The organism is Bartonella senegalensis OS02 (assembly GCF_000312545.1).
In the GTDB taxonomy this organism is placed as follows: domain Bacteria; phylum Pseudomonadota; class Alphaproteobacteria; order Rhizobiales; family Rhizobiaceae; genus Bartonella; species Bartonella senegalensis.
Genome location: NZ_HE997540.1, coordinates 456,917 through 481,500, shown reverse-complemented (window position 1 = coordinate 481,500; position 24,584 = coordinate 456,917). Strand labels below are relative to the sequence as shown.

Sequence of the window (24,584 nt, the reverse complement as noted above, 5' to 3'; positions counted from 1 at the left end):
TAGGATGGCAGTTGGATTGCAAAAGCTTGCACATTATAAACGCATTGTGATCAAAATTGGATCTGCGCTTTTGGTTGATCCTCAGACAGGTTTACGTGCTAAATGGCTTAAAAGTTTAATAAGTGATGTTGCCAACTTGCGGCAAAAAGGCGTTGAGATTTTGTTAGTTTCTTCAGGAGCTATTGCTTTAGGGAGAACATTGCTCCGTCTTCCTCAGGGGGCTTTGAAATTGGAAGAGAGTCAAGCCTGTGCTGCTTTGGGGCAAATTGAGTTGGCTAAAACCTATAGTGATACGCTTGCCCAATATGGATTAAAAACGGGTCAGATTTTGCTCACTCTCTTCGATACAGAAGAACGACGGCGTTATCTCAATGCACGTGCTACGATTAATGTGCTTTTACGTTTTGGAGCAGTACCTGTTATTAATGAAAACGATACTGTTGCAACAAGTGAAATTCGCTATGGCGATAATGATCGTTTAGCGGCGCGTGTCGCAACGATGATGGGAGCAGATCTTTTGATACTTTTATCAGATATTGATGGTCTTTATACCAAGTCTCCTCATCGTGATCCAACGGCTGAATTTATTCCTTTTATTGCATCAATCACGAGTGATATCGAAAAAATGGCAGATGTTGCTGCTTCAGAACTTTCTCGTGGAGGAATGAAGACCAAGCTTGATGCTGGAAAAATAGCAAATTCCGCTGGAACGGCTATGATTATTACTTCAGGGAAGCGTATGAATCCTCTTGCCGCGATTGACAGAGGGGAGCGCAGAAGTTTTTTTGCTGCCGGTGAAAAGCCTGTTAATGCTTGGAAAACATGGATTTCTGGTCATTTAGATCCGTCTGGTATTTTAACGATTGATCAAGGAGCGGTTAAGGCGCTTGAATCTGGAAAATCCTTATTAGCTGCAGGAGTTATTGCGGTTGAGGGGGGATTCAATCGTGGAGATACGGTTGCGATTGTTGATACAAATGGAGTTGAGATTGCACGTGGACTTGTGAGTTATGGCAAAGATGAAGCTGTACGCATTATGGGGCGTAAAAGTGAAGAAATTGAATCTATCCTAGGGTATGAGGCGCGCTCTGCTATGGTCCATCGTAATGATATGGTTTTACGCTGCTTGACCGATTCTGCTTAAAAAAGTTATCTCTTAGTTTGTTTATTTTTTTCCAGAGTGGATAATATTATGACTTTAGAAGAACAGATGAAGGACATGGGGCGAAAGGCGCGCCGTGCGGCTGCGATGCTGGCAGTGATGTCTTCTGAACAAAAGAATAAAGCGTTAGAAATGATAGCTTTGAATCTAGAGGCTCATTTAGATGAAATTTTACGAGCTAATCATCAAGATTTATTGAACGCTACTCAGAATAATTTGACGGCAGCGATGGTTGACCGGCTTAAGTTAGATGAAGTGCGTTTATGTGCAATCATAGACAGTGTTCGCCAAGTTGCGTGTTTGCCTGATCCTGTTGGACAAGTAATTCATGAATGGACACGTCCAAATGGGCTTCATATCAGCCGTGTTCGTACACCTCTTGGTGTGATTGGTATTATTTATGAGAGTCGGCCAAATGTTACCATTGATGCGAGTGCTTTGTGCTTAAAAGCTGGAAATGCTGCAATTTTACGTGGTGGTTCGGATAGTTTTCACTCTGCGCATGCACTTCATTGTGCGTTGGTAAAAGGATTGGAGCAAGCAGGTTTTCCTAAAGATGCTATTCAAATGGTTGCAACGAAAGATCGCGGTGCCGTTGGAGAAATGCTTAAAGGATTAGAGGGAGCCATTGATGTAATCGTGCCTCGTGGTGGAAAAAATCTTGTTGCGCGTGTTCAGTCTGATGCCCGTGTTCCTATTTTTGCCCATTTAGAAGGGCTTTGTCATATTTATATTGATCAGTCGGCAGATTTAGAGATGGCACGTGATATTGTTTTGAATGCAAAATTGCGGCGCACAGGTATCTGTGGTGCTGTTGAGACAGTTCTCATCGATCGCCAGGCATTAGAAAAGTTTCTTCCTGTTTTGATTGCACTACAGGAGAAAGGGTGTGAAATTCGTGCAACAGAAGATATCGTTTTTCTTATGCCAGAAGCCAAATTAGCCTGTGAAGAAGACTGGTCGCATGAATATCTTGATGCGATTGTGTCTGTTAAAACAGTTGAAAGCGTTGAGGGAGCCATTGCTCATATCAAACGTTATTCATCAGGGCATACTGAATCGATTATTGCTGAGGATATGGAAATGGTGGAGAAATTTTTTAATCATTTGGATTCAGCCATTTTATTGCATAATGCCTCCACGCAATTTGCTGATGGAGGTGAGTTTGGTTTTGGAGCAGAAATTGGTATTGCAACAGGCAAAATGCATGCGCGTGGTCCCATAGGGGTTGAACAGCTGACATCCTTTCAGTACCATATTAAAGGAAATGGACAGGTTAGACCTTGAAACAGCCATTTCTTCGATGGAAAAATCATATGCCATATGTTGAAAGGTCCAATGTTGTTGGTCTTTTTGGTGGGTCCTTTAATCCACCACATGAAGGGCATCTGCTCGTTGCTAAAACTGCAATCCGACGTTTGCGTCTTCATCAGTTATGGTGGATGGTAACTCCGAGAAATCCTTTAAAAGATTGTGCAGATTTACTCTCTTTAGAAAAGAGAATGCACTTAAGTCTTGAACTCATTGACGATCCAAAGATTCGTGTCACGGGTTTTGAACAGACGATAGGCAGCAAAACATCGGTAGAGACGATTTCTCATATTCTTGCACATTACCGCAGAGTATATTTTGTATGGATTATGGGAGCAGATAGTTTGGCAACGATTCATCATTGGTATCGGTGGCGTGATATCATATCGATGCTTCCTATTGCGATCATTGATCGTCCCTTGGTGCATATGTCAGCACTCTCTTCTTCTATGGCACACATTTACCGTTCTTTTCGTGTAGATGAGAGAGAAAGTATAAGATTACCTTTTATGAAACCACCGGCTTGGGCTTATTTGCATGGACCTTTGTCTTTTCAATCTTCAACGAATCTTCGTTTTAAGGAGAATGATTTTTCTTGCACACTTTATCCGTAGTGTCGTAAGATGCACTCTTTAATATAAAGCGTGTTGATGCATGCAAAAATACAATGGCGTTCATGATTGATTTGAATTTTCTTTTGTATCAATTCAGTGTAGAAGGACAGATTAAAGCAAAATTTTCAGGGCAAGACTCTTTTTGGGTAAAATTTGTGACGTAGAACACGCAAGAGGTTAATAAGTGGAGCGGACCTGAAAGAAGCCAATCTGATGGCAAAGTGAGATGCGGTGAGATTTTTGTCTCTAAATGACAAAGAGGAGATCAAGAAATTCTGCTTCTCTTTTTTTATACTCTAAATGATTAAGAAAGGATATGGATCTGGAAAATATTTCACAAAAATACTCTTGCAGTATTGTTGCTTCATCAGAGAGAAAAGTTTTTTCTGTTGCAGAGAGGCTCAAAATTATTCTCAAGAGTTTAGAGGATACAAAAGCAGAAGATATTGTCTCTATTGATATTCAGAGGAAGTCATCTTTAGCGGATTACATGGTGATAGCTTCGGCAAATTCACAACGTCATGTATCTGCTGTTGCTGATCATTTATTACGGACTTGGAAGGACAGTGGCTATGGTCGAGCAAATATCGAAGGGCTTACTGAAGGAAATTGGGTATTGATTGATACAGGTGATATTATCATTCATCTTTTTCGTCCAGAAATTCGTCTCTTTTATAATCTAGAAAAGATGTGGCTTACTCCAGATTTAAATAATACAAAGTCGGTTCTCTTCAGAGATCATTGAGATGCACGTTTCTATTTTTGCTGTTGGTCGCATGAAAAAGGGAGCAGAACAAGCATTAGTGCACCATTATTTGGATCGTTTTTCTAAGAGTTGTGGCGCTGTAGGCTTTCATTTTAAAATACTCCAGGAGATATCAGAAAGTCGTGCTCAGACAGCCTGTCAGCGCATGGAGGAAGAGGGAAGAAAGCTTCTTGAATTTTTACCTGAAAAATGTCGATTAATCGTGCTAGATGAACGGGGGAAGGCGATTTCATCATCTGCTTTTGCTGACAAGCTAGGGTTTTATCGTGATGAGGGTGTTCGTGATGTCATCTTTGCTTTGGGAGGGGCTGATGGGCATAATGAACAGATAAGGAATCGCGCTGATTTTCTTTTGTCTTTTGGTTTTATGACGTGGCCCCATCAAATTGCGCGTATACTTCTTACAGAACAGCTTTATCGTGCTGTAACAATTGCGAGCAATCATCCCTATCATCGTTTTTAAAATTTTTGTGCAATTTTTAGCACTTATTTGTATATTTATTAAGATTGTTTTAGCTGAGACCATTTAAAGCATCTCTAGTTTACGCGATGAGGTTAATGGTTAGGCAAATGAAGAAGCTTCTTCATAGAAAGATGCAGTATTTATATGAGGAATGTACAATATTTGTTGTGCTGTTGTTGACCATGTTTTTTTTCTTGTCTGTATCGCATGCCGAAGATACAGTAAGGAGTGAAGAAGCAAGGAAAACACTGGGAGAAATTCGCCAAAGTATTTCACTTTCGCATGAGCGTGTTGCTTTTCTTGCTCGGCAAGTTGAGCGTTTAAAAAAAGATCAACGCGCTTTGAGCGATGCACTCATAAAAGCTGCTAAAGAAGAACGTGCAATAGCAAATGATATTGCTGAAAGGGAAGAAAAGCTTAAAAAAATGTTAGAGAAGCGGGCACAAGTTCATCAAAGTTTAAAAAGTCGTCGCGCTGAATTTGCAAAGGTTCTTTCTATTCTAGAACGTATGGGGTTAAAGCCACCCCCTGCTCTTATGGTAAGACCTGAAGATGTATTAGCTTCTATTCGGAGTTCTGTTTTATTAGGAGCTGTTATACCTCAGATGCAAGAGAAAACACAGGCTTTAACAGAGAGCCTTAAGGAGTTGACCAATTTGAGCGATGCGATTACTATAGAGTATGCGTCTTTAAAGACTAAAATACAAAATCAGGTAGAGCAGCGAAAGCGTCTAGAGCTTTTATTAAACAAAAAAGCTACATTACAAAAAAGATCGGAAGCAGAACTTACAGAACAGCAACAAAAAAACATTGCTCTTGTTAAAAAAGCGCAGTCTTTGGAAGAATTGATTTTAGAGCTTGACCGTCAGTCAAAACTTAATTCTGATGTATCAGTACAATTACAAAAAAAATTACAATTGTTAGAGCAGTCGAATTTTGAAAGCCGAAAAGGGTCTTTACTTTTTCCTGTTTTAGGAAAAAAAATTCAGCATGTTAAGAATAGTTCACAGATTACGCGCTTTGGGGAAATGATTGAAACAGAAGCAGCAGCTGTTATTGTAGCACCTGCTGATGCTCTTGTTGCTTTTGCTGGACCATTTCGTTCTTATGGACAGTTAATTATTCTCAACGTTGGAGATGGTTACCATATCGTTCTTATTGGGATGTCAAAAATTAATGTAACGCAGGGGCAATTTGTTCTTTCAGGTGAGCCTCTTGGTACAATGGGGATGCAATTTATTGCAAACAGTGTTGCATTGGATATAGGAAAAACTGCTCCAATGCTTTACATTGAGTTTAGAAAACATGGGAAACCTGTGAAACCAACTCCTTGGTGGCGGACTGAAAAAACAAAAAGGAACCAAAATGATTCGTAAAGTTATTCTTTTGGTCGCTGGGGTATTGCTCGGCGCCTGTTCAATGATTATGGTGCACTCTGTTGCTGCGAATAATGAGGGTGATGCTTATAAACAGCTTGCCATATTTGGCGATGTCTTTGAGCGAGTCCGTATGCAGTATGTAACGGTTCCGGATGATAAAAAGCTTATTGAAAATGCTATCAATGGTATGCTCACATCGCTTGATCCCCATTCATCTTATATGAATGCTAAAGAAGCCAAGGAAATGCGGGATTCTACAAAGGGAGAATTCGGAGGACTTGGTATTGAGGTGACCATGGAGAAAAACTTAATTAAAGTTGTTTCTCCGATGGATGATACACCTGCTGCAAAAGCAGGTATTTTGGCAGGGGATCTCATTTCAAAAATTGATGGTGTACAAACGAATGGTCAAACATTGAATGAAGCTGTCAGTAAGATGCGGGGTGCTCCTGGAACACCAATTACGTTGACAATTATTCGTTCTGGTGTTGATAAGCCGCTTGAAATTAAGGTTGTTCGCGATATCATCAAAGTAAAGGCGGTGAAATATCGCGTAGAGGGGGACATTGGGTATTTAAGGCTCATTCAATTTTCTGAGCAGACTTTTGGTAATCTTCAGGCGGCAATTAAAGATATTCAGTCTAAAATTCCTCAAGATAAGCTGAAAGGCTATGTTCTTGATTTGCGACTTAATCCTGGTGGACTATTAGATCAGGCGGTCAGTGTTTCTGGTGCTTTTCTCAATAAAGGTGAAATTGTATCAACTCGCGGGCGCAAAAAGAATGATGTGACGAGATTTGATGCTAAGCCAGGAGATATCATCAATGGAAAGCCCCTTATTGTACTCATTAATGGTGGTTCAGCAAGCGCTTCTGAAATTGTTGCAGGTGCCTTACAAGATCATCGTCGCGCTACAATTTTAGGTACGCAATCTTTTGGTAAGGGATCTGTTCAAACGATTATTCCCTTGGGTGAAAATGGTGCCTTACGCTTGACAACAGCACTTTATTACACTCCATCCGGTACTTCAATTCAAGGGACAGGAATTACGCCTGATATTATTGTCGAGCAACCACTTCCTGAAAAATATAAAGGTTATGATGTAAAGCTTGGTGAATCTGAGTTAAAAGGACATATCAAAGGGAAACGAGAGAACAATAAAGGATCTGGTTCAGCTGCTTTTGTTCCACAAGATCCTAAGGATGATGCTCAGTTAAATGAGGCTTATAAGCTGTTGCGGGGTGAAATGGCACATGCAGCATTTCCACCAGACCCCAATAAAGATATTTTAAAGTGAGAAGGGATATGGACAGTTTAGAGTTTTTGAGGGATAATTAAATGGATGCAGGTGTTAATTTAACGGCTCTTCCTTATAGAAGATCTGTTGGAATTCTCGTCTTTAATCATGAGGGGAAAGTTTGGGTTGGGCGGCGTTTAATGGTGTGTGCTCACGAAAATAAGGAGACATCTCACCGTTGGCAGCTTCCTCAAGGAGGGATCGATGAAAATGAAGAGCCACTAAATGCAGCACGTCGTGAACTCTACGAAGAAACGGGTATCCGGTCTGTAGAGTTGATCAAGGAAGCAAAGGATTGGTTCCATTATGATTTTCCACAAGAACTTGTTGGATGCGTGTTAAGCAGTAAATATCGTGGACAAATACAAAAATGGTTTGCTTTTCAGTTTACGGGAGAGCTTTCTGAAATTGCGACTAATCCGCCACCAGATGGTCATAAAGCAGAATTCGATCAGTGGAAATGGGTTGATTTAGAAACTCTTCCTTCGATCGTTATTTCTTTTAAAAAGCATGTTTATATGAAAATTGTTAACGAATTTCGAGGTAGCCTTAAAGGATTATAAAAGATATACACTTAAGAAAGCTTTCTTTATTAAGATGCTTTATATTATGCGTAAGGACACTTCCATTAATATTATGCATAACATTCGGAAATAATAAACGTAATTTTCTTTTATGTAAAGAACTGGAATATAAAATGAAAAAGTTATTTAATTTATTTATAGTTTTTACTCTTTTAAGTATTTCTTCTGTAGCATTTGCATCAGATCCAAAGTCTGCTGCTACAAAAGATACAGCAGCTACATTGCCAAACGGTGCTTCTTCTTTGAGCGAAACCTATGGTTTGTGGAGCATTAACTGCGGTATACAAGAGGGAAAAAAAGTTTGTTTTATGCACCGTCAAGAGGTGAATGACCAGAATCGTGTTGTTGTGGCTATGAGCGTTGTTCTTAATGCTGATGGTGTTGTCTCAGGTAATTTAACGGTTCCTTTTGGCATTTTGGTTTCTAAACCTGTTCGTTTACAAGTTGATGAAGGAAAGGCTGTTATCGAGACCGGTATTCGGACTTGTGTGCCAGCGGGTTGTATTGTTCCAATAGTTTTTGACAAAAATTATGTAGCAGCTTTACGTGCTGGAAAACATTTGAAGTTAGCTATGACAATTGCTGCTCCAGGGGAACCTCCTTTAAATGATTTATTTGTTCAGCTAGGTGGTTTTAGCAATGCACTTAATCGTTTGATTGCTTTGCAGAAATAATCTCAAAAATAAAACAAAGGCGGCCTTTTAAGGCCGTTTTTAGTTTAAGCGTTTTTTACAACAAGCTTATAACTATGAAGCGGAAAGATTATGCAAAAGAGATGTTCAAAGTCTTTTGCTGATTCTTAGATTATTCGCTTTTGTTTTTGTTTCGATCGGCTTTTTTTGAGGTTTCATCATCATTATAATAAATAGATAAAAAGTTGTAATGCTTGTTTTTCTGTTCATGGAAAAAAGCATTGCAGTGTAAAATTATTGTCCGATAAATAGGTTTGTTTTAATAAATGCTCTATATGTAATCTTCTGTTTCTTTGATGAAAAGAGAGATAAAGGATGGTTTATGCATTGCTTCAGGTAATTGATCTGATTTTCAATATTTATATTGATATTTTAATAGCAAATGTAATTTTTTCTTGGCTTTATGCATTTAATATTGTGAATACGCGCAATCGATTTGTTTTTTTGGTAGGGAGATTTTTGTATCGCGTTACGGAGCCGGTTTTGGGGCCTATCCGACGGTTTTTACCAAATTTGGGAGCGGTTGATATTTCACCTATTGTCGTGTTCTTGATTATTTATTTTATGCGTAATTTGATGTGGTATGTTTATGCAGGTATATAACTCTAGAAATACTACGTTAGGCAAACTAAAATGTTTCATCAAGTTGATACGAATAGTGTCATTCTATTTGTATATTTAATTCCCAAAGCTTCAGTTGACAAAATAATGGGGATTGAATGCAAGGATGATGGAAGGCGGCATTTAGTCATACGTCTTCGTGCTATTCCTGAAAATGGAAAGGCGAATAAAGCACTCATTAAATTTTTGGCAAAACAATGGAGAATTCCATCTTCTTATATTTCTCTTAAAAGTGGTGGGACATCACGCTACAAACAGCTTTATTTTTCGGGATATTTAGAAAAATTGAGAAAGATATTACAATCTTTAGAAGATCATACTGTTACACCAAAATAAATCATCATATTGATTTATAAAGATAACTCATCGTTTTGCAACGTGAATGAGAGCTGCAAATATCGTAAGATTCTCTTATCTCAAATTCTGTCACAGTGAATCAATCAAAATCATTCGCTTGTATCTCATAAGTGATGTTGGTGTGTGGGTGAAACGATTTAACAAAGGAGTAAAAATGCTCCTTATGAATCATTCTAATGCAAGAGTTGTACAATATTTTGATCTGGCAAAGAGAATGATGGTGTCTGTTTACACCTTCATAAGCGTAAAAAATGGTAGTGCACAATGCTTTCCCATTATTAATACCATTCACGGATGACACTTGTGAAATAGACTTGGGAGAATTAAGAGAGGTTTCTTTAAAAAAGACTATATGAATGTACAAGACAATGGCGTTCTATTTTGCATGATGGGCTAATCATATTAAAGAAAAGATAAAAGCCTGCTCAAAAAACAGGCTTAGATTTTGTTGAAAAAATTATATTTCTTTATTGCGCTCAATCGCTTGCTTAATCAATTCATGTGCAAAACTTTTATTACGCCAACCTTTAATTTTTGCCCATTTTCCAGGTTCTAGATCTTTATAGTGTTCGAAAAAATGCTCAATTTGCTTGAGTGTAATTTCAGGAAGATCTGTATAGTCATGAATGTTATTATATCGTTGTGTTAATTTGGGAGTAGGGATGGCAATAATTTTTTCATCTTTACCACCGTCATCTTCCATAATCAGAGCACCGATTGGGCGAACATTAATAACACAGCCAGGAAGAAGTGGGCGGGTATTACAGATCAGAACATCAAGAGGATCACCATCTTCTGAAAGGGTATGGGGGACAAAACCATAATTTCCTGGATAAACCATAGAGGTATGAAGAAAACGATCAACGAATAATGCGCCCGATTTTTTGTCCATTTCATATTTTATAGGTTCTCCACCAAGAGAGACTTCAACGATAACATTGACATCTTCTGGTGGATTTTTACCAACAGCTATTTCCTTAATATTCATGTAAATATCCTTTCCGGAGTAATGAAACTTAGAGATAATAAAACATTTGATCGATGAAGTTCTGAAATTAATTTGAAAGTGATGAGCGTGTTTTTTCAAAACGTTTGCGTTCATTGGGATCTAGATAGAGTTTGCGTAGACGAATATTTTTAGGGGTGACTTCTACAAGTTCATCATCTTGTATCCACGATAGAGCGCGTTCTAATGTCATTTTAACAGGAGGGGTTAATTTTACGGCTTCATCTTTTCCAGAAGCGCGCATATTGGTTAGCTTTTTTGCTTTTAAAACATTGACTTCTAAGTCGTTATCGCGTGAATGTATACCAATAATCATGCCTTGATAGACTTTAACTCCAGCATCGATTATCATAGGTCCACGATCTTCAAGGTTAAAAAGAGCATAAGCGACGGATTCACCATTATCATTTGAAATCATAACACCATTAACACGACCACCAATGTCTCCTTTATAAGGTTCATAGGCATGGAAAAGGCGATTCATAATTGCTGTACCACGTGTGTCAGTTAAAAGTTCAGATTGGTAGCCGATCAGACCTCGCGTTGGTGCGTAAAAGACCAAGCGTACACGATTGCCTCCGGAGGGACGCAGTTCAACCATTTCAGCTTTACGTTCGGACATTTTTTGAACGACCGTTCCAGAATATTCCTCATCAACATCGATGACAACTTCCTCAATTGGTTCAAGAGTTGTTCCATTTTCATCTTTTTGCATAACAACACGTGGACGTGAAACACTAAGCTCAAATCCTTCACGACGCATATTTTCGATGAGGACTGCCAGTTGCAACTCTCCTCGTCCTGAAACATAGAAAGAATCCTTATCAGCTGATTCTTCAATTTTAAGGGCTACATTACCTTCTGCTTCTTTTAACAGACGGTCACGGATAACACGACTTGTTACTTTATCTCCTTCAGTTCCGGCAAGAGGGCTATCATTGACAAGAAAGCTCATAGTCACAGTAGGAGGATCAATTGGTTGAGCGGTAAGAGGTTCATTGACAGCAGGATCACAGAAAGTATCAGCAACAGTGCCTTTTTGGAGACCTGCAATTGCGACAATGTCACCAGCAACACTTTCTTCAATGGGTTGCCGTTCTAGCCCACGAAATGCTAAAATTTTTGAAATACGCCCAGTCTCTAAAATTTTTCCATCTTGTCCAAGAACCTTGACACTTTGATTGGGTTTTATAGAGCCTGAATGAATGCGTCCTGTAATAATTCGCCCCAAAAAGGGATCTGCTTCAAGGATAGTTCCGATCATGCGGAATGGTCCTTCTGCTACATGAGGCGCAGGAACATGGCGTGTTACAAGATCAAACAAGGGACTGAGACCCTGATCTTTCGGTCCTTCGGGGTTTTCAGTCATCCATCCATCGCGTCCAGATCCATAGAGAATGGGGAAATCAAGTTGTTCATCACTTGCATCAAGAGCGGCGAAAAGATCAAAAACCTCATTGATGACTTCATCAGCGCGCGCATCAGCACGGTCAATTTTATTAATAGCCACAATAGGGCGCAATCCTACTTTCAGTGCTTTGCCAACGACAAATTTTGTTTGCGGCATTGGACCTTCGGCAGCATCAACAAGCACAATTGCTCCATCTACCATATTTAGGATACGTTCAACTTCTCCACCAAAGTCTGCATGGCCTGGTGTATCGACAATATTAATACGAGTATCCTTCCAAACAACGGATGTCACTTTCGCTAGAATTGTAATTCCCCGCTCTTTTTCAATATCGTTTGAATCCATCATACGTTCGCTGGTACGCTGATTCTCACGGAAGTTTCCTGATTGCTTGAGGAGTTCGTCTACCAGTGTTGTTTTTCCATGGTCAACGTGGGCAATAATGGCAATGTTACGCAATTGCATAAATCTTCTTCTTTTCGTTTAATGAAATTCCATTTGAGGCAAAGCTTTTGCGCCTTTTACCTTACTATTATAAAGCCTTGTACATGTTTTTTGATAATTTTGGAAGAGGAGGAAATATTTTTATAAAAAAGTGTTGGCAAAAGCTTTTGATGCTTTATTGGCTTGAATAAGTTTTTTAGAAAACTTTTGCATGTGTTAAGTGTTTCAATGGGAGGGATGTGTGCAGAAAAAAATAATACACTTTTTGCTCTTTTAGAATAAAAGCGTATGCTTTAGCTTTTGCTTGTCAATGAACATCAAAAATCACTGCACATCTCTGTATTGGCAAGACAGTGATTTATAAATGAGATAAGCATCGTTTTCTCTTTTGCGTTAGAAGAGCTCAACTTTTATTTATACCTCTCTTGATCTTATTATGAAGAAAAAATCATTTATGTACATGTCATAAGAGGAGTGAAGTGCGGGTAAAAATCCGTTTTAGAACGAATTTGATAGTCTATTCCTTTATTGATTTTACTGATTTGTTGTTGAACATTTTTTGCTTATTGATGAATAAAAGTTCAGGATACTGATTGCAAAAAATGAATTTAAATTCTTTAAATACAGATGACTTTAATAAACTACATATGTATTTAAATCTTTTAGTTGCAGATTGAGATAAATAATTTTCTTAATTATAAAACAAGATAAATTTATCATTGTGAAATTGAGCAAAGTTGAATTTTTCGATAAGAAAATAGATCAAGCTACTCCACTTAATAAAGCTTTAGAAGCATAAAAAATACAGAAAAGGCGATTTAACAACCAAAATCTGGGTTGTAAATTTGCAAAACGCCAATGAACCTATGAAGCTAAAAAACTGGTGAAAAAGGAACAGATTTTATAATGCCTTATATCTCTATCAAGAAAAGGTTATTGTGTATAGCTTCAATACAAGCTGTATGACTTGAAAATATGCAATACACCTTCTTAAAACAAATGTTTTACAGTTATTTTCTGACTCGAAAGTGAGAAAAGAATAGGATGCATTGTTGAATGAGTTGGTATTGGAAGTCTTGCAAACGATGGTTAATAGAGAAAGACGCTTAATTATTGTGTTCCTCCATACATAATCGTTCGAGTTATCAATTGAGTTAGGTGTCAAATAATTTTTCTCAATTAAAAACTTGCCAATCTCTCTGAGAAAAATAAACACCTAATTTAAAAATCTAATCAGGCGTATGAATTAAACTAACAAACATCTAAAAACGCTTAACTATCAAAAAGGCAAATCCATTGATACTTTCTGCCACAGTTACACAGAAAAATATTTGTAAAAAGAATAAAGAACTAAAGAAAGAACGTAAGAAAAATTACAACTGAGAAAAAATTCCTTATGCAATCTAAAAATATAACTACGGATTGTCATACTCACAAATGAGTATTTAATGCCTGTATTGAAAATAGAAAATTAAGAAGGCATTTGTAATAACAAAATGACAGTATCAAAAACCCTGCTTTAAGATGTGTAAGGCTGTTTTATAGTGTTACAAAATCAATTTTTTCTCGACAGGAGAGATTTTAAGGTGCATGAAATGCGTTTTTTCTTCTCGTATTAGAGGAGAGTTCCAGATAAGATGATAGAGGCAACAGAAAAATAGATTATAATCCCCATAACATCGACTAAAGTTGCAACAAGGGGAGCTGAAGCGCTTGCTGGATCAAATCCCAAGCGTTTAAGAATAAAAGGGAGCATGGAGCCAGATAAGGAACCAAATGTAACGATTCCGACCAAAGCGGCTCCTACAGTTACACAAACAGCCATCCAATGTTTTCCATAGTCATAAATACCAAGCTGTTGCCAGAGAAAAATGCGCATAACTCCAATGATTCCGAGTAAAATACCAAGAGATAGCCCTGCTGGAATTTCACGAATAATAACTTTCCACCAGTCTTTGAGCGTGAGTTCACGCAGAGCTAATGCACGAATAATAAGGGATGTTGCCTGTGAGCCAGAGTTGCCTCCTGAACTCATAATGAGAGGAATGAAAAGTGTAAGGATAATAGCTTTTTCAAGCTCTGCTTCGAAATATTGCATAGCGCTGGCTGTCAACATTTCGCCAACAAAAAGTAAAGCAAGCCAGCCGCCACGTTTTTTCATCATCCCTAAAAAATTTATCTGCATATAAGGTTTATTGAGAGCTTCCATACCTCCAAATTTGTAAGCATCTTCACTCATTTCATCAACCATTGTATCTAGGACGTCATCGACTGTCACAATACCAATGACGTGGTTTCCCTCATCAATAACCGGTACAGAAAGAAGGTCATGGCGCTGGAAAAGACGAGCAATGTCTTCATGATGTGTGAAGGGAGATATTGTGATAGGTGTGTCGTGTGTAGAAACGTTTAGAATTTGATCATCAGGTGAAGCAAGGATAAGGTTACGCAGTGAAACAGCTTTGAGAAGAGCACCTGTTTTAGGGTCGATAACATAGCTTGTGTAAACTGTTTCACGTGTTCGTTCAACATCACGAATGTGATTGAGAGTTTTTTTTACGGTCCAGTTTGCGGGGACAGCTATAAACTCTGTTGTCATCAATGCACCGGCTGTATGATCAGGATAACTGGTCAGTTTTTTGAGTTCAGCGCGCGTTAGGGGTTTAAGCAATGCATAAAGTCGTGTGCGAGTTTCTGTATCCATTTCTTGAAAGACATCGGCAGCGGCATCGGCAGACATGCCATCAAGAATTTCAACAGATCGGTTTATAGGGAGAAGTTCGAGAATAGCTGCTGGTTGTTCAAGTTCTGGTTTGTCAAAAAGTTCAATGGTATAATCAAGAGGTAAAAGGCTAAGAATAGCGACGCGTTCCATGATATCAAGATCATTGATGATATCAATCGAGTCAGCAAAATGATGATTTTTTAATTCTTCGGCGAGAACTTCAGGAGAAGAATTTTTGAAGTCGAAGGTCGTTTTAATTTCGGTCATAATAAAGTACCTTCCGAAGGATTGGAGAATTATAAATTCAGGTCATAGAGAGGATAGAACAAAAGTTATGAGAGATTTAAGCAAAAGCCCCTACTAATTGTCTTTCCAATTGTTAATATTTAAAATAAAGTCAAGGATAGATTGTGGTTATAAACAATTTCATCAATCAAGTCTGTAGGGACATTTATTTTTGTTTATCTCCTCATGATAAAAAATCCTTTACTTCTTTTCTTACAATATAGAAGCTTGAAAGGCACTTTCGAAGCACATTAAATAATTTTATAGTATTATCAATGTGTGTCGTAAAGAGAATTGTTACTACCCCGCTCAATTTATAATGAAGAGAGAAAATATTATGACAAAAGCAGCAGTGCTGGACTGGAAGGGATTTTCAGGGCTTCCTGATTTTTTTTCAATAAGTGATGAAGATTTTAAGCCCGCTTTTGAACAGGCGCTTAAAGAAGCAGAAGAAGAAATCGAGACGATTGCAATGGTGCAAGAGCCTCCAACGCTTGAGAATTTTTTGCAATCTTTTGAACTTTCTGGAAAAGCACTTAGCCGTGTATGTTCGATATTTTTCTTGCGTTCAGGTGCGCATAGCAATGCATTGATTCAGGAGTTAGAACAAGAATTTGTCGTAAAACTTTCTCGTTATTCTTCGCAAATTATGATGGATTCACGGATATTTGCAAAAATAGACGTTCTTTATCAGCAGTCGCAGCAAGGCATGTATGATAATGAAACAACGCGTGTCCTTGAATTATGGTGGAAAAAGTTCGTTTGTAATGGTGCAAAACTTGATGAAAAAGGGAAGGAGAGGCTCGTTGAAATTAATGAAAAGCTTGCTTTTTTAAATGCGACTTTTGGTCAGAATGTCTTAAAAGATGAAGCTGAATGGGTTTTATTTTTAGAACAAACAGATTTGTCTGGTTTGCCGGATGATCTCATTGCTTCAATGAAAGAAATTGCATCCGAAAGGGGTCATCAGGGCGCTTATGCCTTAACATTGGCACGCTCAATTGTTGAACCCTTTTTAAAATGTTCTCATCGTCGTGATTTGCGTGAAAAAGCATTTCAAGCTTGGTCTAAACGCGGTGAAAATAATAACGAGAATGATAATCGCGCCATTCTTTTAGAGATTGTTGCACTTCGAGATGAAAAGGCTAAATTATTAGGATATAAATCTTTTGCAGATTTAAAACTCGATAATACTATGGCCAAAAGTGTTGATGCAGTTATGGGGTTGCTCACGCCTGTATGGGAACGTGCAAGAGCTAAGGCTGCGAGTGAACAGATAGAATTGCAAAATTTTGCAAATAATCAGGGCAGCAATGAATCTTTAGCGGCTTGCGATTGGCGTTATTATGCTGAAAAACTTCGTGCTGAAAAATTTTCTTTCGACGAAGCCGAAATGAAACATTATTTTCAGCTTGATCGCATGATTGAAGCGGCTTTTGCTGTAGCAAAAAAGCTTTTTGGGATTTCATTTGAAGAAAAAAATGCTGTTGCACTTTGGCATCCTGATGCACGTTTATGGGAAGTAAAGAAATCTGATGGAAGCTTACTTGGGCATTTTATTGGTGATTATTTTGCGCGCTCCTCAAAGCGATCTGGAGCGTGGATGAATAATCTACAATCGCAGCATAAATTAGATGGCGGACAACAGCCTATTATTTACAATATTTGTAATTTTGCCAAGCCACCCAAAGGAGAGATTGCTCTTTTATCACTTGAGGATGCACACACACTTTTCCACGAATTTGGGCATGCATTGCATGGTTTGCTTTCTGATGTAACGTGGCCATCTGTAGCAGGCACATCGGTTTCGCGTGATTTTGTTGAACTTCCTTCTCAACTTTACGAACATTGGTTAACCGTACCAGAGATTTTAAAATCTTATGCTACGCATGCAAAAACCGGCCTTCCTATGCCGCAAGCATTGATGGATAAAATTGTATCAGCACAGACATTTAATGCTGGTTTTTCTGCAGTAGAATTTATCTCATCGGCTTTAGTGGATATGGCTTTTCATCAAAGAGAAACGATAACTGACTCAACAATGTTTGAGCATCAGGAATTAGAAAAGTTGCAAATGCCTGATACAATTATTATGCGTCATCGTCCTCCACATTTTACACATATATTTTCAAGTGATGGTTATGCAGCTGGGTATTATTCGTATTTGTGGTCAGAAGTGCTAGATGCCGATGCTTTTCAGGCTTTTGAAGAAACAGGTGATGTTTTTAATTCACAACTCGCTGATCGGTTAAAAAGTTTTATCTATTCTGCCGGAGGAAGTCGTGATCCAGAGGAGCTCTATAAAGCTTTTCGAGGACGGTTGCCTTCACCAGAAGCAATGATTAAAAAGCGTGGACTATAAAAGTGAAACGGTATGGTGTAAGCCATACCGCTATATTCTTAACTAACCGCTAAGATTTACGCCAACCTTTATTTTATCACACTATAAAAGAGAGATTTTTTTGTTGTATTGAGATTTTGGTTTGTTAAGAAAATAAGTCTCTCTGTTTTTTTCAAGATATCAGGGGAGAGAAAAATTATCAGCGCGATCTTTCTGGTGACCATTTGGCGGCAACCATAATTTTTTGATGAAACTTTGATTGGTTTTGTTGAGTAGGCTGGTATTTTGTTGTGCTATAGCATCGAGGCTCATTGGCGGTTTCCGCACAATATTATCGGGCTCTTGTGTAATAAATTGTCGATTATTCGTATGAGTGAGATCTCTATTTTTATGAGAAGATGGATCAAAATTTAAAATATTTTTCAATGGGCTTTCTAAATAAAAAGCAAGCTTTTTCTTTCCCTCGAAGGTAAAGTGAATGCCGTTATTGGTGCGTAATTTGACTATTTTTCCATGAACATCATAGCCTGAAAAAGAAAATTGACCTTGCTCATCAGTAAAGCCACTCCAAATATCGAGGAAATATCCTCCTGCCTCTTCTGTTTTTTTCCTATAGAATTCATTAAAAATTTTCATTTTTTGTGTCAAATGATCATTTCCAAAAGCAGGTTGTCCTATCCATATCCATGGTTTCTGCAAAGTGTGAAGGCTTTCAGCAGTTTCGGTGATTCTTTGTTTATAAATGTTTAGCCATTCTGGCTCAAGCACACTAAATGTGCCGTAAGGTGTTGTGATTGGTTGATTATCATTTGCACCGATGACTATGATAATAACGTCAGGTTTATTTTTATCAATGAGTTCAGAAAGATTGCTTTTCCAAGAAATGTGATCAGTTTGGATCAAACCAGAATTCGGTATCGTATTATTTATAATGATGATATCGTTATTATCAGTAAAAAGATTTTTGAGTGCATCAGCAACAGCAGAAGCGACAAAGTCACCTATGACGAGAATACGCTTTGCAGTCTCTTTTTTTAGCTTATGTGTATTTTTTTGTCTTATAGTCTTTTGTGGTTTGTCTATTTTTTGTTCTATAATTTGCGGTGTTTTTTGCTCTTGTTTGTTATGTTCCAACAACCATTTAAAGAAGTTCGTCGCTTTACTTGGAGAGGGTTGTATGACACTCACAGCAAAGAGAGAGAAAAGCAGGAAAATGAAGTATATCAGGCGGAAATGGAACAAACATTTTACTCCAAATTATCGTTTTACCGTTTTCGAAGAAGAAAGAGAACTTCAGGTGTTGGATATCCATTTGCCGTTAAGCCGTGGCGCAGCTGAAAAGCTTTCAGTGCTTCTCGAGAGGCTGTACCGATTTTGCCATCGACTTCTCCTTTATAATAGCCAAGTTCTGCTAAGCGAGATTGCAGTTCTTTGCATTCATGGAAAGTAAGAGGTTGAAATGGTCGTTGCCAGTCTTGAACCAATCCAGGATGTCCAGCAATACGGTTAGCGAGAAGGGCAACAGCGAAAGCATAACGATCTGCATTATTATAACGTTTAAGAACGAAGAAATTTTTTGTTACCAAAAATATAGGTCCTTCTGGTCCATCTGGATATTTCAATATTGCGTGTTCAGAGGATGAAGGTAAAGGTTGTCCATTTGCCTGTTTTAAACCCAGCTTTGTCCATTTTTCAAAGGAATGCCAATCTTCAGGGAGTTTTTTTCCTTGCGGCAATTTAACTTCTATACCCCAAGGAAGTTTAGACTGCCAACCATTCCTATAGAGAAGATTAGCAGCGGTTGCGAGGGCATCTGGAACAGAGGTCCAAATATCACGTCGTCCATCTCCATCCATATCAATGGCATAAGCGAGATAACTGCTTGGAATAAATTGCGTATGTCCCATTGCACCAGCCCAAGAGCCAGTAAGTTGCGCACGTGTAATTTCACCGCTTTGAAGGATTGTCATGGCAGCAATGAGTTGCGCGTGTGCGTATTTTGCGCGTTTTTGATCAGCATAGGCTAAAGTTGCTAGTGAGCGAATGGTATCACGCATCGCATTTTTATTTGCTAAAACTTTTCCATAATTGCTTTCCATTGACCAAATAGCTAGAAGGATATTACGGTCAACGCCAAAACGTTTCTCAATTTGAGGAAGCCACTTTTGCCATTTTTGAGTTTGGCTTTGTCCTTCCACAATTGCAATGGTGTGAACACGATTGTCAAAATAGTTCCATGAAGGATCAACAAATTCTGGTTGGTATGCGGCTTTTTTTAAAACTTCTGGATCAATTGTGTTGATGCCTTTAAAAGCCATCTCAAATGTAGAGGGTAAAATATTATTGGCGAGAGCGACTTTTTTAAATTCTTTAATCCACTGTTGAAAACTACCATTAGCGTATGAAAGTGGTGCAAAAAACATTAAAAAAGCAGAGAAAAGAGCTGCTAAACCAAGGGTAAGAGTTCTCGGATTTATTGATTTTTCTGAAGAAGAGAAAATTTTAGATTCTGTTTTTTGCATTTTAAACTCCCCTCAATATTCAAGTATTTTGATGTACAAGGACTTCATTTGTGTATTTGGCTTTATGAATGATGTTATCAAGCGAATAAAAAAGGCTAAAATAGATTATTTGTTTTAAAGGAATACTCTCAATAAACTATCATACTCTTGCATCTTTTTCCTGTCCATTATAATGGCAATTAAAACAATATGATATCTTTTTTACCATTTAGTAAAAACCTAGCTAAATGAAATCATGAAGTTATAAGATAAATCGGGAGAATGAGAGTGCGTAAAATTCGGAAAGCAGTATTTCCCGTAGCGGGTCTTGGTACGCGTTTTCTTCCTGCAACAAAAACAATTCCTAAAGAAATGCTCCCCATTGTTGATAAGCCCGTTATTCAATATGTCGTAGATGAAGCACGTGAAGCAGGTCTTGAGCATTTTATTTTTGTGACTGGGCGCAACAAAGCAGTTATCGAGGATTATTTTGATGCGCAAGTTGAATTATATACAACACTTGCTGAACGTGGCAAAAGAGAAGAACTTGATCATTTACAAGCTTTACAACCTCCACCGGGGACAACTTCTTTCACGAGGCAACAGCAGCCTTTAGGGCTAGGACATGCGCTTTGGTGCGCACGTGAGTTAGTTGGGGAGGAACCTTTTGCTTTATTGTTACCGGATATGCTGATACAGGCTAAAAAGAATTGCCTTTCTGAGATGATCAATCTTTACGAGAAAACCGCTGGGGGTAATATTATTGCGGTTCAGGAGTGTTCTCCTAGAGAAGCACATAAATATGGTATTGTTGGAAAAGGCAAATCGATTGCAAATGGTTTTGAAATTACAAAAATGGTAGAAAAACCAACAAAAGGAACAGCACCATCGAATTTATACATCAATGGGCGTTATATCTTGCAGCCAGAAATTTTTAAGATTCTCTCCCTTCAAGAGCGAGGAGCAGGAAATGAAATTCAGTTAACAGATGCGATGGAGCAGCTTTCAAATGAACAAGATTTTTTTGGTTTTCAGTTAGAGGGGCGCACATTTGATTGTGGTTCTAAAGCTGGTTTTATTGAAGCTAACGTTGCATTTTCTTTAGCACACCCTGATATGCACAGCCAAGTTTCTGCCTCATTGAAAAATTTACTAGAAATCATTAAAATGGAAAAATGATATAGGTTTCTCATGAAATTCATTTATCAAATTTAATCATGACAATACAGTCTTCCCATATGTTAGTCTTACAAAGCGCTGTTACATCGGCGCTAAAAACAATTGCCAGTGAAACACAGGGGCTTAAAGTCCTTGAAGCAGCTTTGCTTGGAAATCTTTCTTCTGCTTTTCAAGCTGCTGTTCAAACCATCAGAAATGCTAATGGTCACGTGGTCATTACTGGTCTTGGCAAGAGTGGTCATATAGGTGCAAAAATTGCTGCAACCTTAGCTTCGACTGGAACACCTGCCTTTTTTGTCCATGCTGCAGAAGCCAATCATGGTGACCTTGGTATGATTGGATCTGACAATGTTATTCTTGCCCTGTCATGGTCAGGCGAAACCTTGGAATTAAGTGGCATTATAAATCATGCAGCGCGTTTTCGCACACCACTAATTGCCATGACATCGGGGGAGCGTTCTGTATTAGCGCGGCAAGCAGATATTGTACTCTTATTGCCAAAGATAGAAGAAGCTTGTCCCCATGGACTTGCACCTACAACTTCAACAATTATGCAATTGGCGATGGGAGATGCATTAGCTGTTGCTCTTTTAGAAATGCGTGATTTTACTGCAAAGGATTTTAAAATTTATCATCCTGGTGGTTCTCTTGGTGCAAGTCTTAAATATGTGCGTGATATTATGCATAGAGGCGAAAGTATTCCTTTAGTTGTGCAAGGTACAACCATGACTGAAGCTATGAATGTTTTGGTTGAAAAACATTTTGGCTGTGTTGGCGTTGTGAATCAAGAAGGTGAATTAATTGGAATTGTGACGGATGGTGATCTTGCACGCAACATGCATTTTAATTTATCAAAATTTACTGTTGATGAGGTGATGACCAAGGATCCTAAGATTGTCGAGCCGAATACACTGGTTGGTGCTGCAACAGCTTTTATTAATGATCACCATATTGGAGCTTTTTTTGTGGTTGAAGATAAGAAGCCGTTAGGAATTGTCCATTTTCACGATCTTTTACGTATTGGTGCTGTTTAAGTAAAAAAAACACATCCGATAAAATTTTGTTTTGTGCAAGATTCCAAAATAACAAAACCTTTTCTATACAACAGCTTTATTGAAATATTTTTGGAAAAAGAGGAATATTTTTCGTATTTTCAAAGAAATCTCCCTAAAGGGGGAGATTTGTTCCCCCCCCTGTTATAAGGATGCTTTCCATATTTCTCATAGAAGCTTTGACTTGGTTTATTTTAATTAAAATGTTCGCTTAAGAAAAAATTGTGTTCCTGTCTGTGATGTACAGAGAAGTTGTGTTGCGTTATGCGATATCATACAACTAACTTTAGATATTGTTCCACGAAGAATGGAGCGTATTTCAATTTCTATATGTTGAGCACTGATATAATTATAGGTACCTTCTGATAGTTTTTCTTCTGTATCTGCTGCTCGCGTTTCAAAAACACCATTGTGGAAAGAAGAAATAATGCCGTTTTCATCAAGCCATTTTCCATCAATTCCAGTTGGCATATTTTGGCCATAATATTGCGAAAAGCCACAGGAACCTAATCCCAAAGCGGTGATTATAAGACATAAAATACGGCAAGTATGCTTCATTTTTTTCACTCTATTTGTGTTATTCTGCTCTTTTATTTCTATAAGATTGTTAAATTACTCCATGAGTCAATATGAAAAATTTGATGAAAATCAATGAAAAAGCAAAAAAATGGAAAAAAATGCCGTAATGTTGTATTTAATTACCCGCTTGGTGAAATTCACATGTGAAACACAAGAGGTGAAATATTTCTTATGGTTTACAACGATTCTTACATTAAGCTGCTTAGTAGTCTCAAAGGAGATTATTAAAATTATGGTTGGTCCCATTCTTGTTGCGAGTGAAGATTATGGGAGGCGTTTAGAGCTTTCTGCTATGCTGCGCGGTTTTGGTTACCGTGTTATTGAAGCAGAAAATGGCCTCCGTACGATCGATCTTTTACACAGACGTAAAAATATTGTGCTTGCACTCCTTGATGTTGTCATGAGCGATTTGAGTGTGGGTGATTTGATTAAAATGATCAGAGTTGCGGGTGTTACTGTTCCTATTGTTGTGATAGCACAACAAGAAAATCAGGAATTACTCCAGAAAGCTTTAACCGCTGGAGCTATTGATTATTGGATTCATCCAGTGACCTTGCTAAGGTTGAGAGTCACGTTAGATACTCTTGCTCTCATTTCTGCACTGGAGCGTGAGGTTCATTATATTCGGCGAAAAAATGAAAATCATTTACGATTTTCTGACCTCTCCATAAAAAGTAGTGCAATGCAGATAGTTTTAGAGCAATCGAAGAGAGCTGCGTTTTCTTTACAGAATCTTTTGATAGAGGGAGAATGTGGAACGGGGCGCGAAACATTAGCACGCATTATTCATCATGAGGGTTTGTTGTCAGAGGGAGATTTTATTCGCTTCCAATGTCGAGCTATCGCTAATCCAAAAGAAGAAAATCGCCAGTGGTTTGAAGAATTTTTACCACTGGTTTCTTTTCTTGAAAAGGGGACACTGTGCCTTTGTGATGTTGATCGACTCGAGCCTATACAGCAAAAGCGTTTCACTAATTACTTGAAGGAAAGAGAAAAGGCGACGAAGGAAAAAGCTTTTTCTTTTCGGATTATTGCAATTTCAACGTCACGGCTTTCTGATCTTGTTAAAGAAGGCTTTTTTTTGCAAAGTTTGTTTGAACAGTTTTCCCAATTATCTATAAGTGTTCCTGCTTTACGAGAATTAAGGGATGATTTTCCAGATCTTACACAACGTTTGGTTGATCGCATTATTACAGAAACAGGGCGATCGCATGTACATGGTTTAGCAGGTTCGGCTCTTTCATTGCTTATGCAATATGATTGGCCTGGTAATCGGAACGAACTTGAAAATTTTTTATTTCGTGCGATTTTGCTTAGTGATGGGCCATTGTTAACTGTTCGAGATTTCCCACAATTAATGGGAAATTCATTAATGAGTGTTCCAAATATTATTGAAAGTAATATACAAGAGAATCAAGAGCAAGAATCGGTAAGGTTTTTGGATGTTGACGGACATGTTCGTACTTTTGCTGAGATGGAACGCGATATTATTGAAAAAGCATTTAAACATTATAATGGACGTATGAGTGAGATTGCACGCCGTCTTCGTATAGGGCGTTCTACCCTTTATCGAAAAATAGAGGGGTTGAGAGCAATAAACAATCAAGAACGGAAGTGAAATCCATGATGAATTTCTATTCATAATGAGTATGCGTTTTCAGAAGAAATGCAGAAGCTTTTGATGAAAGCAGCAGAGCAGTTTAAGCTTTTAAAAGGAATGTCATGTATTGCAGAGCTTAGGATTGAGGATAATTTTGTAAACGCGATGAGTGTAGATTTTATTTGATCAAATTGTTTTCAATTTTCATGACTTCA

General features: G+C 38.0%; 21 protein-coding genes. 15 read left to right on the top strand and 6 right to left on the bottom strand.

Annotated elements, in window-relative coordinates:
* Positions 1-4 precede the first annotated feature (4 nt).
* From proB to BN200_RS01950, 11 genes are all read left to right on the top strand, one after another.
* Positions 5-1,144: a glutamate 5-kinase gene (proB, locus tag BN200_RS02000; protein WP_019220749.1), complete on the top strand. Its 1,140-nt coding sequence runs from the start codon at positions 5-7 to the stop codon at positions 1,142-1,144.
* A gap of 48 nt (positions 1,145-1,192) precedes the next feature.
* Positions 1,193-2,449 (top strand): glutamate-5-semialdehyde dehydrogenase, encoded by a 1,257-nt coding sequence (locus BN200_RS01995; protein WP_019220748.1) that lies wholly within the window; start codon positions 1,193-1,195, stop codon positions 2,447-2,449.
* A gap of 29 nt (positions 2,450-2,478) precedes the next feature.
* Positions 2,479-3,087: a nicotinate-nucleotide adenylyltransferase gene (locus tag BN200_RS01990; RefSeq protein ID WP_019220747.1), complete on the top strand. Its 609-nt coding sequence runs from the start codon at positions 2,479-2,481 to the stop codon at positions 3,085-3,087.
* 316 nt (positions 3,088-3,403) lie between these two features.
* Entirely contained in the window at positions 3,404-3,832 is a 429-nt protein-coding gene (rsfS, locus tag BN200_RS01985; RefSeq protein ID WP_019220745.1) for a ribosome silencing factor, read from the top strand.
* 1 nt (position 3,833) lies between these two features.
* Positions 3,834-4,316, top strand: a complete 483-nt coding sequence (rlmH, locus tag BN200_RS01980) for a 23S rRNA (pseudouridine(1915)-N(3))-methyltransferase RlmH (RefSeq protein WP_019220744.1) — start codon at positions 3,834-3,836, stop codon at positions 4,314-4,316.
* Positions 4,317-4,411: 95 nt separating this feature from the next.
* Positions 4,412-5,692 (top strand): murein hydrolase activator EnvC family protein, encoded by a 1,281-nt coding sequence (locus BN200_RS01975; protein WP_034988612.1) that lies wholly within the window; start codon positions 4,412-4,414, stop codon positions 5,690-5,692.
* The gene (locus BN200_RS01970; protein WP_019220742.1) at positions 5,682-6,992 is read left to right on the top strand and encodes a S41 family peptidase; all 1,311 of its coding nucleotides are present in this window, start codon (positions 5,682-5,684) and stop codon (positions 6,990-6,992) included. The genes BN200_RS01975 and BN200_RS01970 overlap by 11 nt, the downstream gene beginning before the upstream one ends.
* A gap of 41 nt (positions 6,993-7,033) precedes the next feature.
* On the top strand, positions 7,034-7,555 hold the full coding sequence (locus BN200_RS01965; protein WP_019220741.1) for an RNA pyrophosphohydrolase: 522 nt from the start codon (positions 7,034-7,036) through the stop codon (positions 7,553-7,555).
* A gap of 134 nt (positions 7,556-7,689) precedes the next feature.
* The gene (locus BN200_RS01960; RefSeq protein WP_019220740.1) at positions 7,690-8,250 is read left to right on the top strand and encodes an invasion associated locus B family protein; all 561 of its coding nucleotides are present in this window, start codon (positions 7,690-7,692) and stop codon (positions 8,248-8,250) included.
* A 333-nt stretch (positions 8,251-8,583) separates the two neighbouring features.
* On the top strand, positions 8,584-8,871 hold the full coding sequence (locus BN200_RS01955) for a YggT family protein (protein ID WP_019220739.1): 288 nt from the start codon (positions 8,584-8,586) through the stop codon (positions 8,869-8,871).
* Positions 8,872-8,901: 30 nt separating this feature from the next.
* A complete protein-coding gene (locus BN200_RS01950; protein ID WP_019220738.1) occupies positions 8,902-9,225 on the top strand; it encodes a DUF167 domain-containing protein in 324 nt (107 codons plus the stop codon).
* Positions 9,226-9,703: 478 nt separating this feature from the next.
* Here the strand turns inward: BN200_RS01950 and ppa are convergent, their stop codons facing one another.
* The 3 genes from ppa to mgtE all read right to left on the bottom strand — a co-directional run bounded on the left by ppa (position 9,704) and on the right by mgtE (position 15,099).
* Positions 9,704-10,234, bottom strand: a complete 531-nt coding sequence (gene ppa / locus BN200_RS01945; RefSeq protein WP_019220736.1) for an inorganic diphosphatase — start codon at positions 10,232-10,234, stop codon at positions 9,704-9,706.
* 67 nt (positions 10,235-10,301) lie between these two features.
* Positions 10,302-12,128, bottom strand: a complete 1,827-nt coding sequence (gene typA, locus BN200_RS01940; RefSeq protein ID WP_019220735.1) for a translational GTPase TypA — start codon at positions 12,126-12,128, stop codon at positions 10,302-10,304.
* A gap of 1,594 nt (positions 12,129-13,722) precedes the next feature.
* On the bottom strand, positions 13,723-15,099 hold the full coding sequence (mgtE, locus tag BN200_RS01935) for a magnesium transporter (protein ID WP_019220734.1): 1,377 nt from the start codon (positions 15,097-15,099) through the stop codon (positions 13,723-13,725).
* Between the two features lie 355 nt (positions 15,100-15,454).
* Between mgtE and BN200_RS01930 the strand changes: the two genes are divergently transcribed.
* Positions 15,455-17,479 (top strand): M3 family metallopeptidase, encoded by a 2,025-nt coding sequence (locus BN200_RS01930; RefSeq protein WP_034988855.1) that lies wholly within the window; start codon positions 15,455-15,457, stop codon positions 17,477-17,479.
* 159 nt (positions 17,480-17,638) lie between these two features.
* On the opposite strand, the gene BN200_RS01925 is transcribed toward BN200_RS01930, so the two are convergent.
* The gene (locus BN200_RS01925) at positions 17,639-18,700 is read right to left on the bottom strand and encodes an SGNH/GDSL hydrolase family protein (protein ID WP_195886749.1); all 1,062 of its coding nucleotides are present in this window, start codon (positions 18,698-18,700) and stop codon (positions 17,639-17,641) included.
* A 23-nt stretch (positions 18,701-18,723) separates the two neighbouring features.
* On the bottom strand, positions 18,724-19,980 hold the full coding sequence (locus BN200_RS01920; RefSeq protein ID WP_019220731.1) for a lytic murein transglycosylase: 1,257 nt from the start codon (positions 19,978-19,980) through the stop codon (positions 18,724-18,726).
* Positions 19,981-20,247: 267 nt separating this feature from the next.
* On the opposite strand from BN200_RS01920, the gene galU reads away from it, so the two are divergent.
* Positions 20,248-21,138: a UTP--glucose-1-phosphate uridylyltransferase GalU gene (gene galU / locus BN200_RS01915; RefSeq protein ID WP_019220730.1), complete on the top strand. Its 891-nt coding sequence runs from the start codon at positions 20,248-20,250 to the stop codon at positions 21,136-21,138.
* A gap of 38 nt (positions 21,139-21,176) precedes the next feature.
* Positions 21,177-22,172: a KpsF/GutQ family sugar-phosphate isomerase gene (locus BN200_RS01910; protein ID WP_034988609.1), complete on the top strand. Its 996-nt coding sequence runs from the start codon at positions 21,177-21,179 to the stop codon at positions 22,170-22,172.
* Between the two features lie 216 nt (positions 22,173-22,388).
* Here the strand turns inward: BN200_RS01910 and omp10 are convergent, their stop codons facing one another.
* Positions 22,389-22,748 carry an outer membrane lipoprotein Omp10 gene (gene omp10, locus BN200_RS01905; RefSeq protein WP_019220728.1) on the bottom strand — a complete coding sequence of 120 codons (360 nt, stop codon included), beginning with the start codon at positions 22,746-22,748 and terminating at the stop codon, positions 22,389-22,391.
* A 253-nt stretch (positions 22,749-23,001) separates the two neighbouring features.
* Between omp10 and BN200_RS01900 the strand changes: the two genes are divergently transcribed.
* A complete protein-coding gene (locus BN200_RS01900; protein ID WP_019220727.1) occupies positions 23,002-24,387 on the top strand; it encodes a sigma-54-dependent transcriptional regulator in 1,386 nt (461 codons plus the stop codon).
* Positions 24,388-24,584: the final 197 nt, after the last annotated feature.

Coding starts and splice junctions, on each gene's coding strand:
- proB (WP_019220749.1), top strand. CDS start 5: ATGGCAGTTGGATTGCAAAAGCTTGCACATTATAAACGCATTGTGATC.
- BN200_RS01995 (WP_019220748.1), top strand. CDS start 1,193: ATGACTTTAGAAGAACAGATGAAGGACATGGGGCGAAAGGCGCGCCGT.
- BN200_RS01990 (WP_019220747.1), top strand. CDS start 2,479: ATGCCATATGTTGAAAGGTCCAATGTTGTTGGTCTTTTTGGTGGGTCC.
- rsfS (WP_019220745.1), top strand. CDS start 3,404: ATGGATCTGGAAAATATTTCACAAAAATACTCTTGCAGTATTGTTGCT.
- rlmH (WP_019220744.1), top strand. CDS start 3,834: ATGCACGTTTCTATTTTTGCTGTTGGTCGCATGAAAAAGGGAGCAGAA.
- BN200_RS01975 (WP_034988612.1), top strand. CDS start 4,412: ATGGTTAGGCAAATGAAGAAGCTTCTTCATAGAAAGATGCAGTATTTA.
- BN200_RS01970 (WP_019220742.1), top strand. CDS start 5,682: ATGATTCGTAAAGTTATTCTTTTGGTCGCTGGGGTATTGCTCGGCGCC.
- BN200_RS01965 (WP_019220741.1), top strand. CDS start 7,034: ATGGATGCAGGTGTTAATTTAACGGCTCTTCCTTATAGAAGATCTGTT.
- BN200_RS01960 (WP_019220740.1), top strand. CDS start 7,690: ATGAAAAAGTTATTTAATTTATTTATAGTTTTTACTCTTTTAAGTATT.
- BN200_RS01955 (WP_019220739.1), top strand. CDS start 8,584: ATGGTTTATGCATTGCTTCAGGTAATTGATCTGATTTTCAATATTTAT.
- BN200_RS01950 (WP_019220738.1), top strand. CDS start 8,902: ATGTTTCATCAAGTTGATACGAATAGTGTCATTCTATTTGTATATTTA.
- ppa (WP_019220736.1), bottom strand. CDS start 10,234: ATGAATATTAAGGAAATAGCTGTTGGTAAAAATCCACCAGAAGATGTC.
- typA (WP_019220735.1), bottom strand. CDS start 12,128: ATGCAATTGCGTAACATTGCCATTATTGCCCACGTTGACCATGGAAAA.
- mgtE (WP_019220734.1), bottom strand. CDS start 15,099: ATGACCGAAATTAAAACGACCTTCGACTTCAAAAATTCTTCTCCTGAA.
- BN200_RS01930 (WP_034988855.1), top strand. CDS start 15,455: ATGACAAAAGCAGCAGTGCTGGACTGGAAGGGATTTTCAGGGCTTCCT.
- BN200_RS01920 (WP_019220731.1), bottom strand. CDS start 19,980: ATGCAAAAAACAGAATCTAAAATTTTCTCTTCTTCAGAAAAATCAATA.
- BN200_RS01910 (WP_034988609.1), top strand. CDS start 21,177: ATGACAATACAGTCTTCCCATATGTTAGTCTTACAAAGCGCTGTTACA.
- omp10 (WP_019220728.1), bottom strand. CDS start 22,748: ATGAAGCATACTTGCCGTATTTTATGTCTTATAATCACCGCTTTGGGA.
- BN200_RS01900 (WP_019220727.1), top strand. CDS start 23,002: ATGGTTGGTCCCATTCTTGTTGCGAGTGAAGATTATGGGAGGCGTTTA.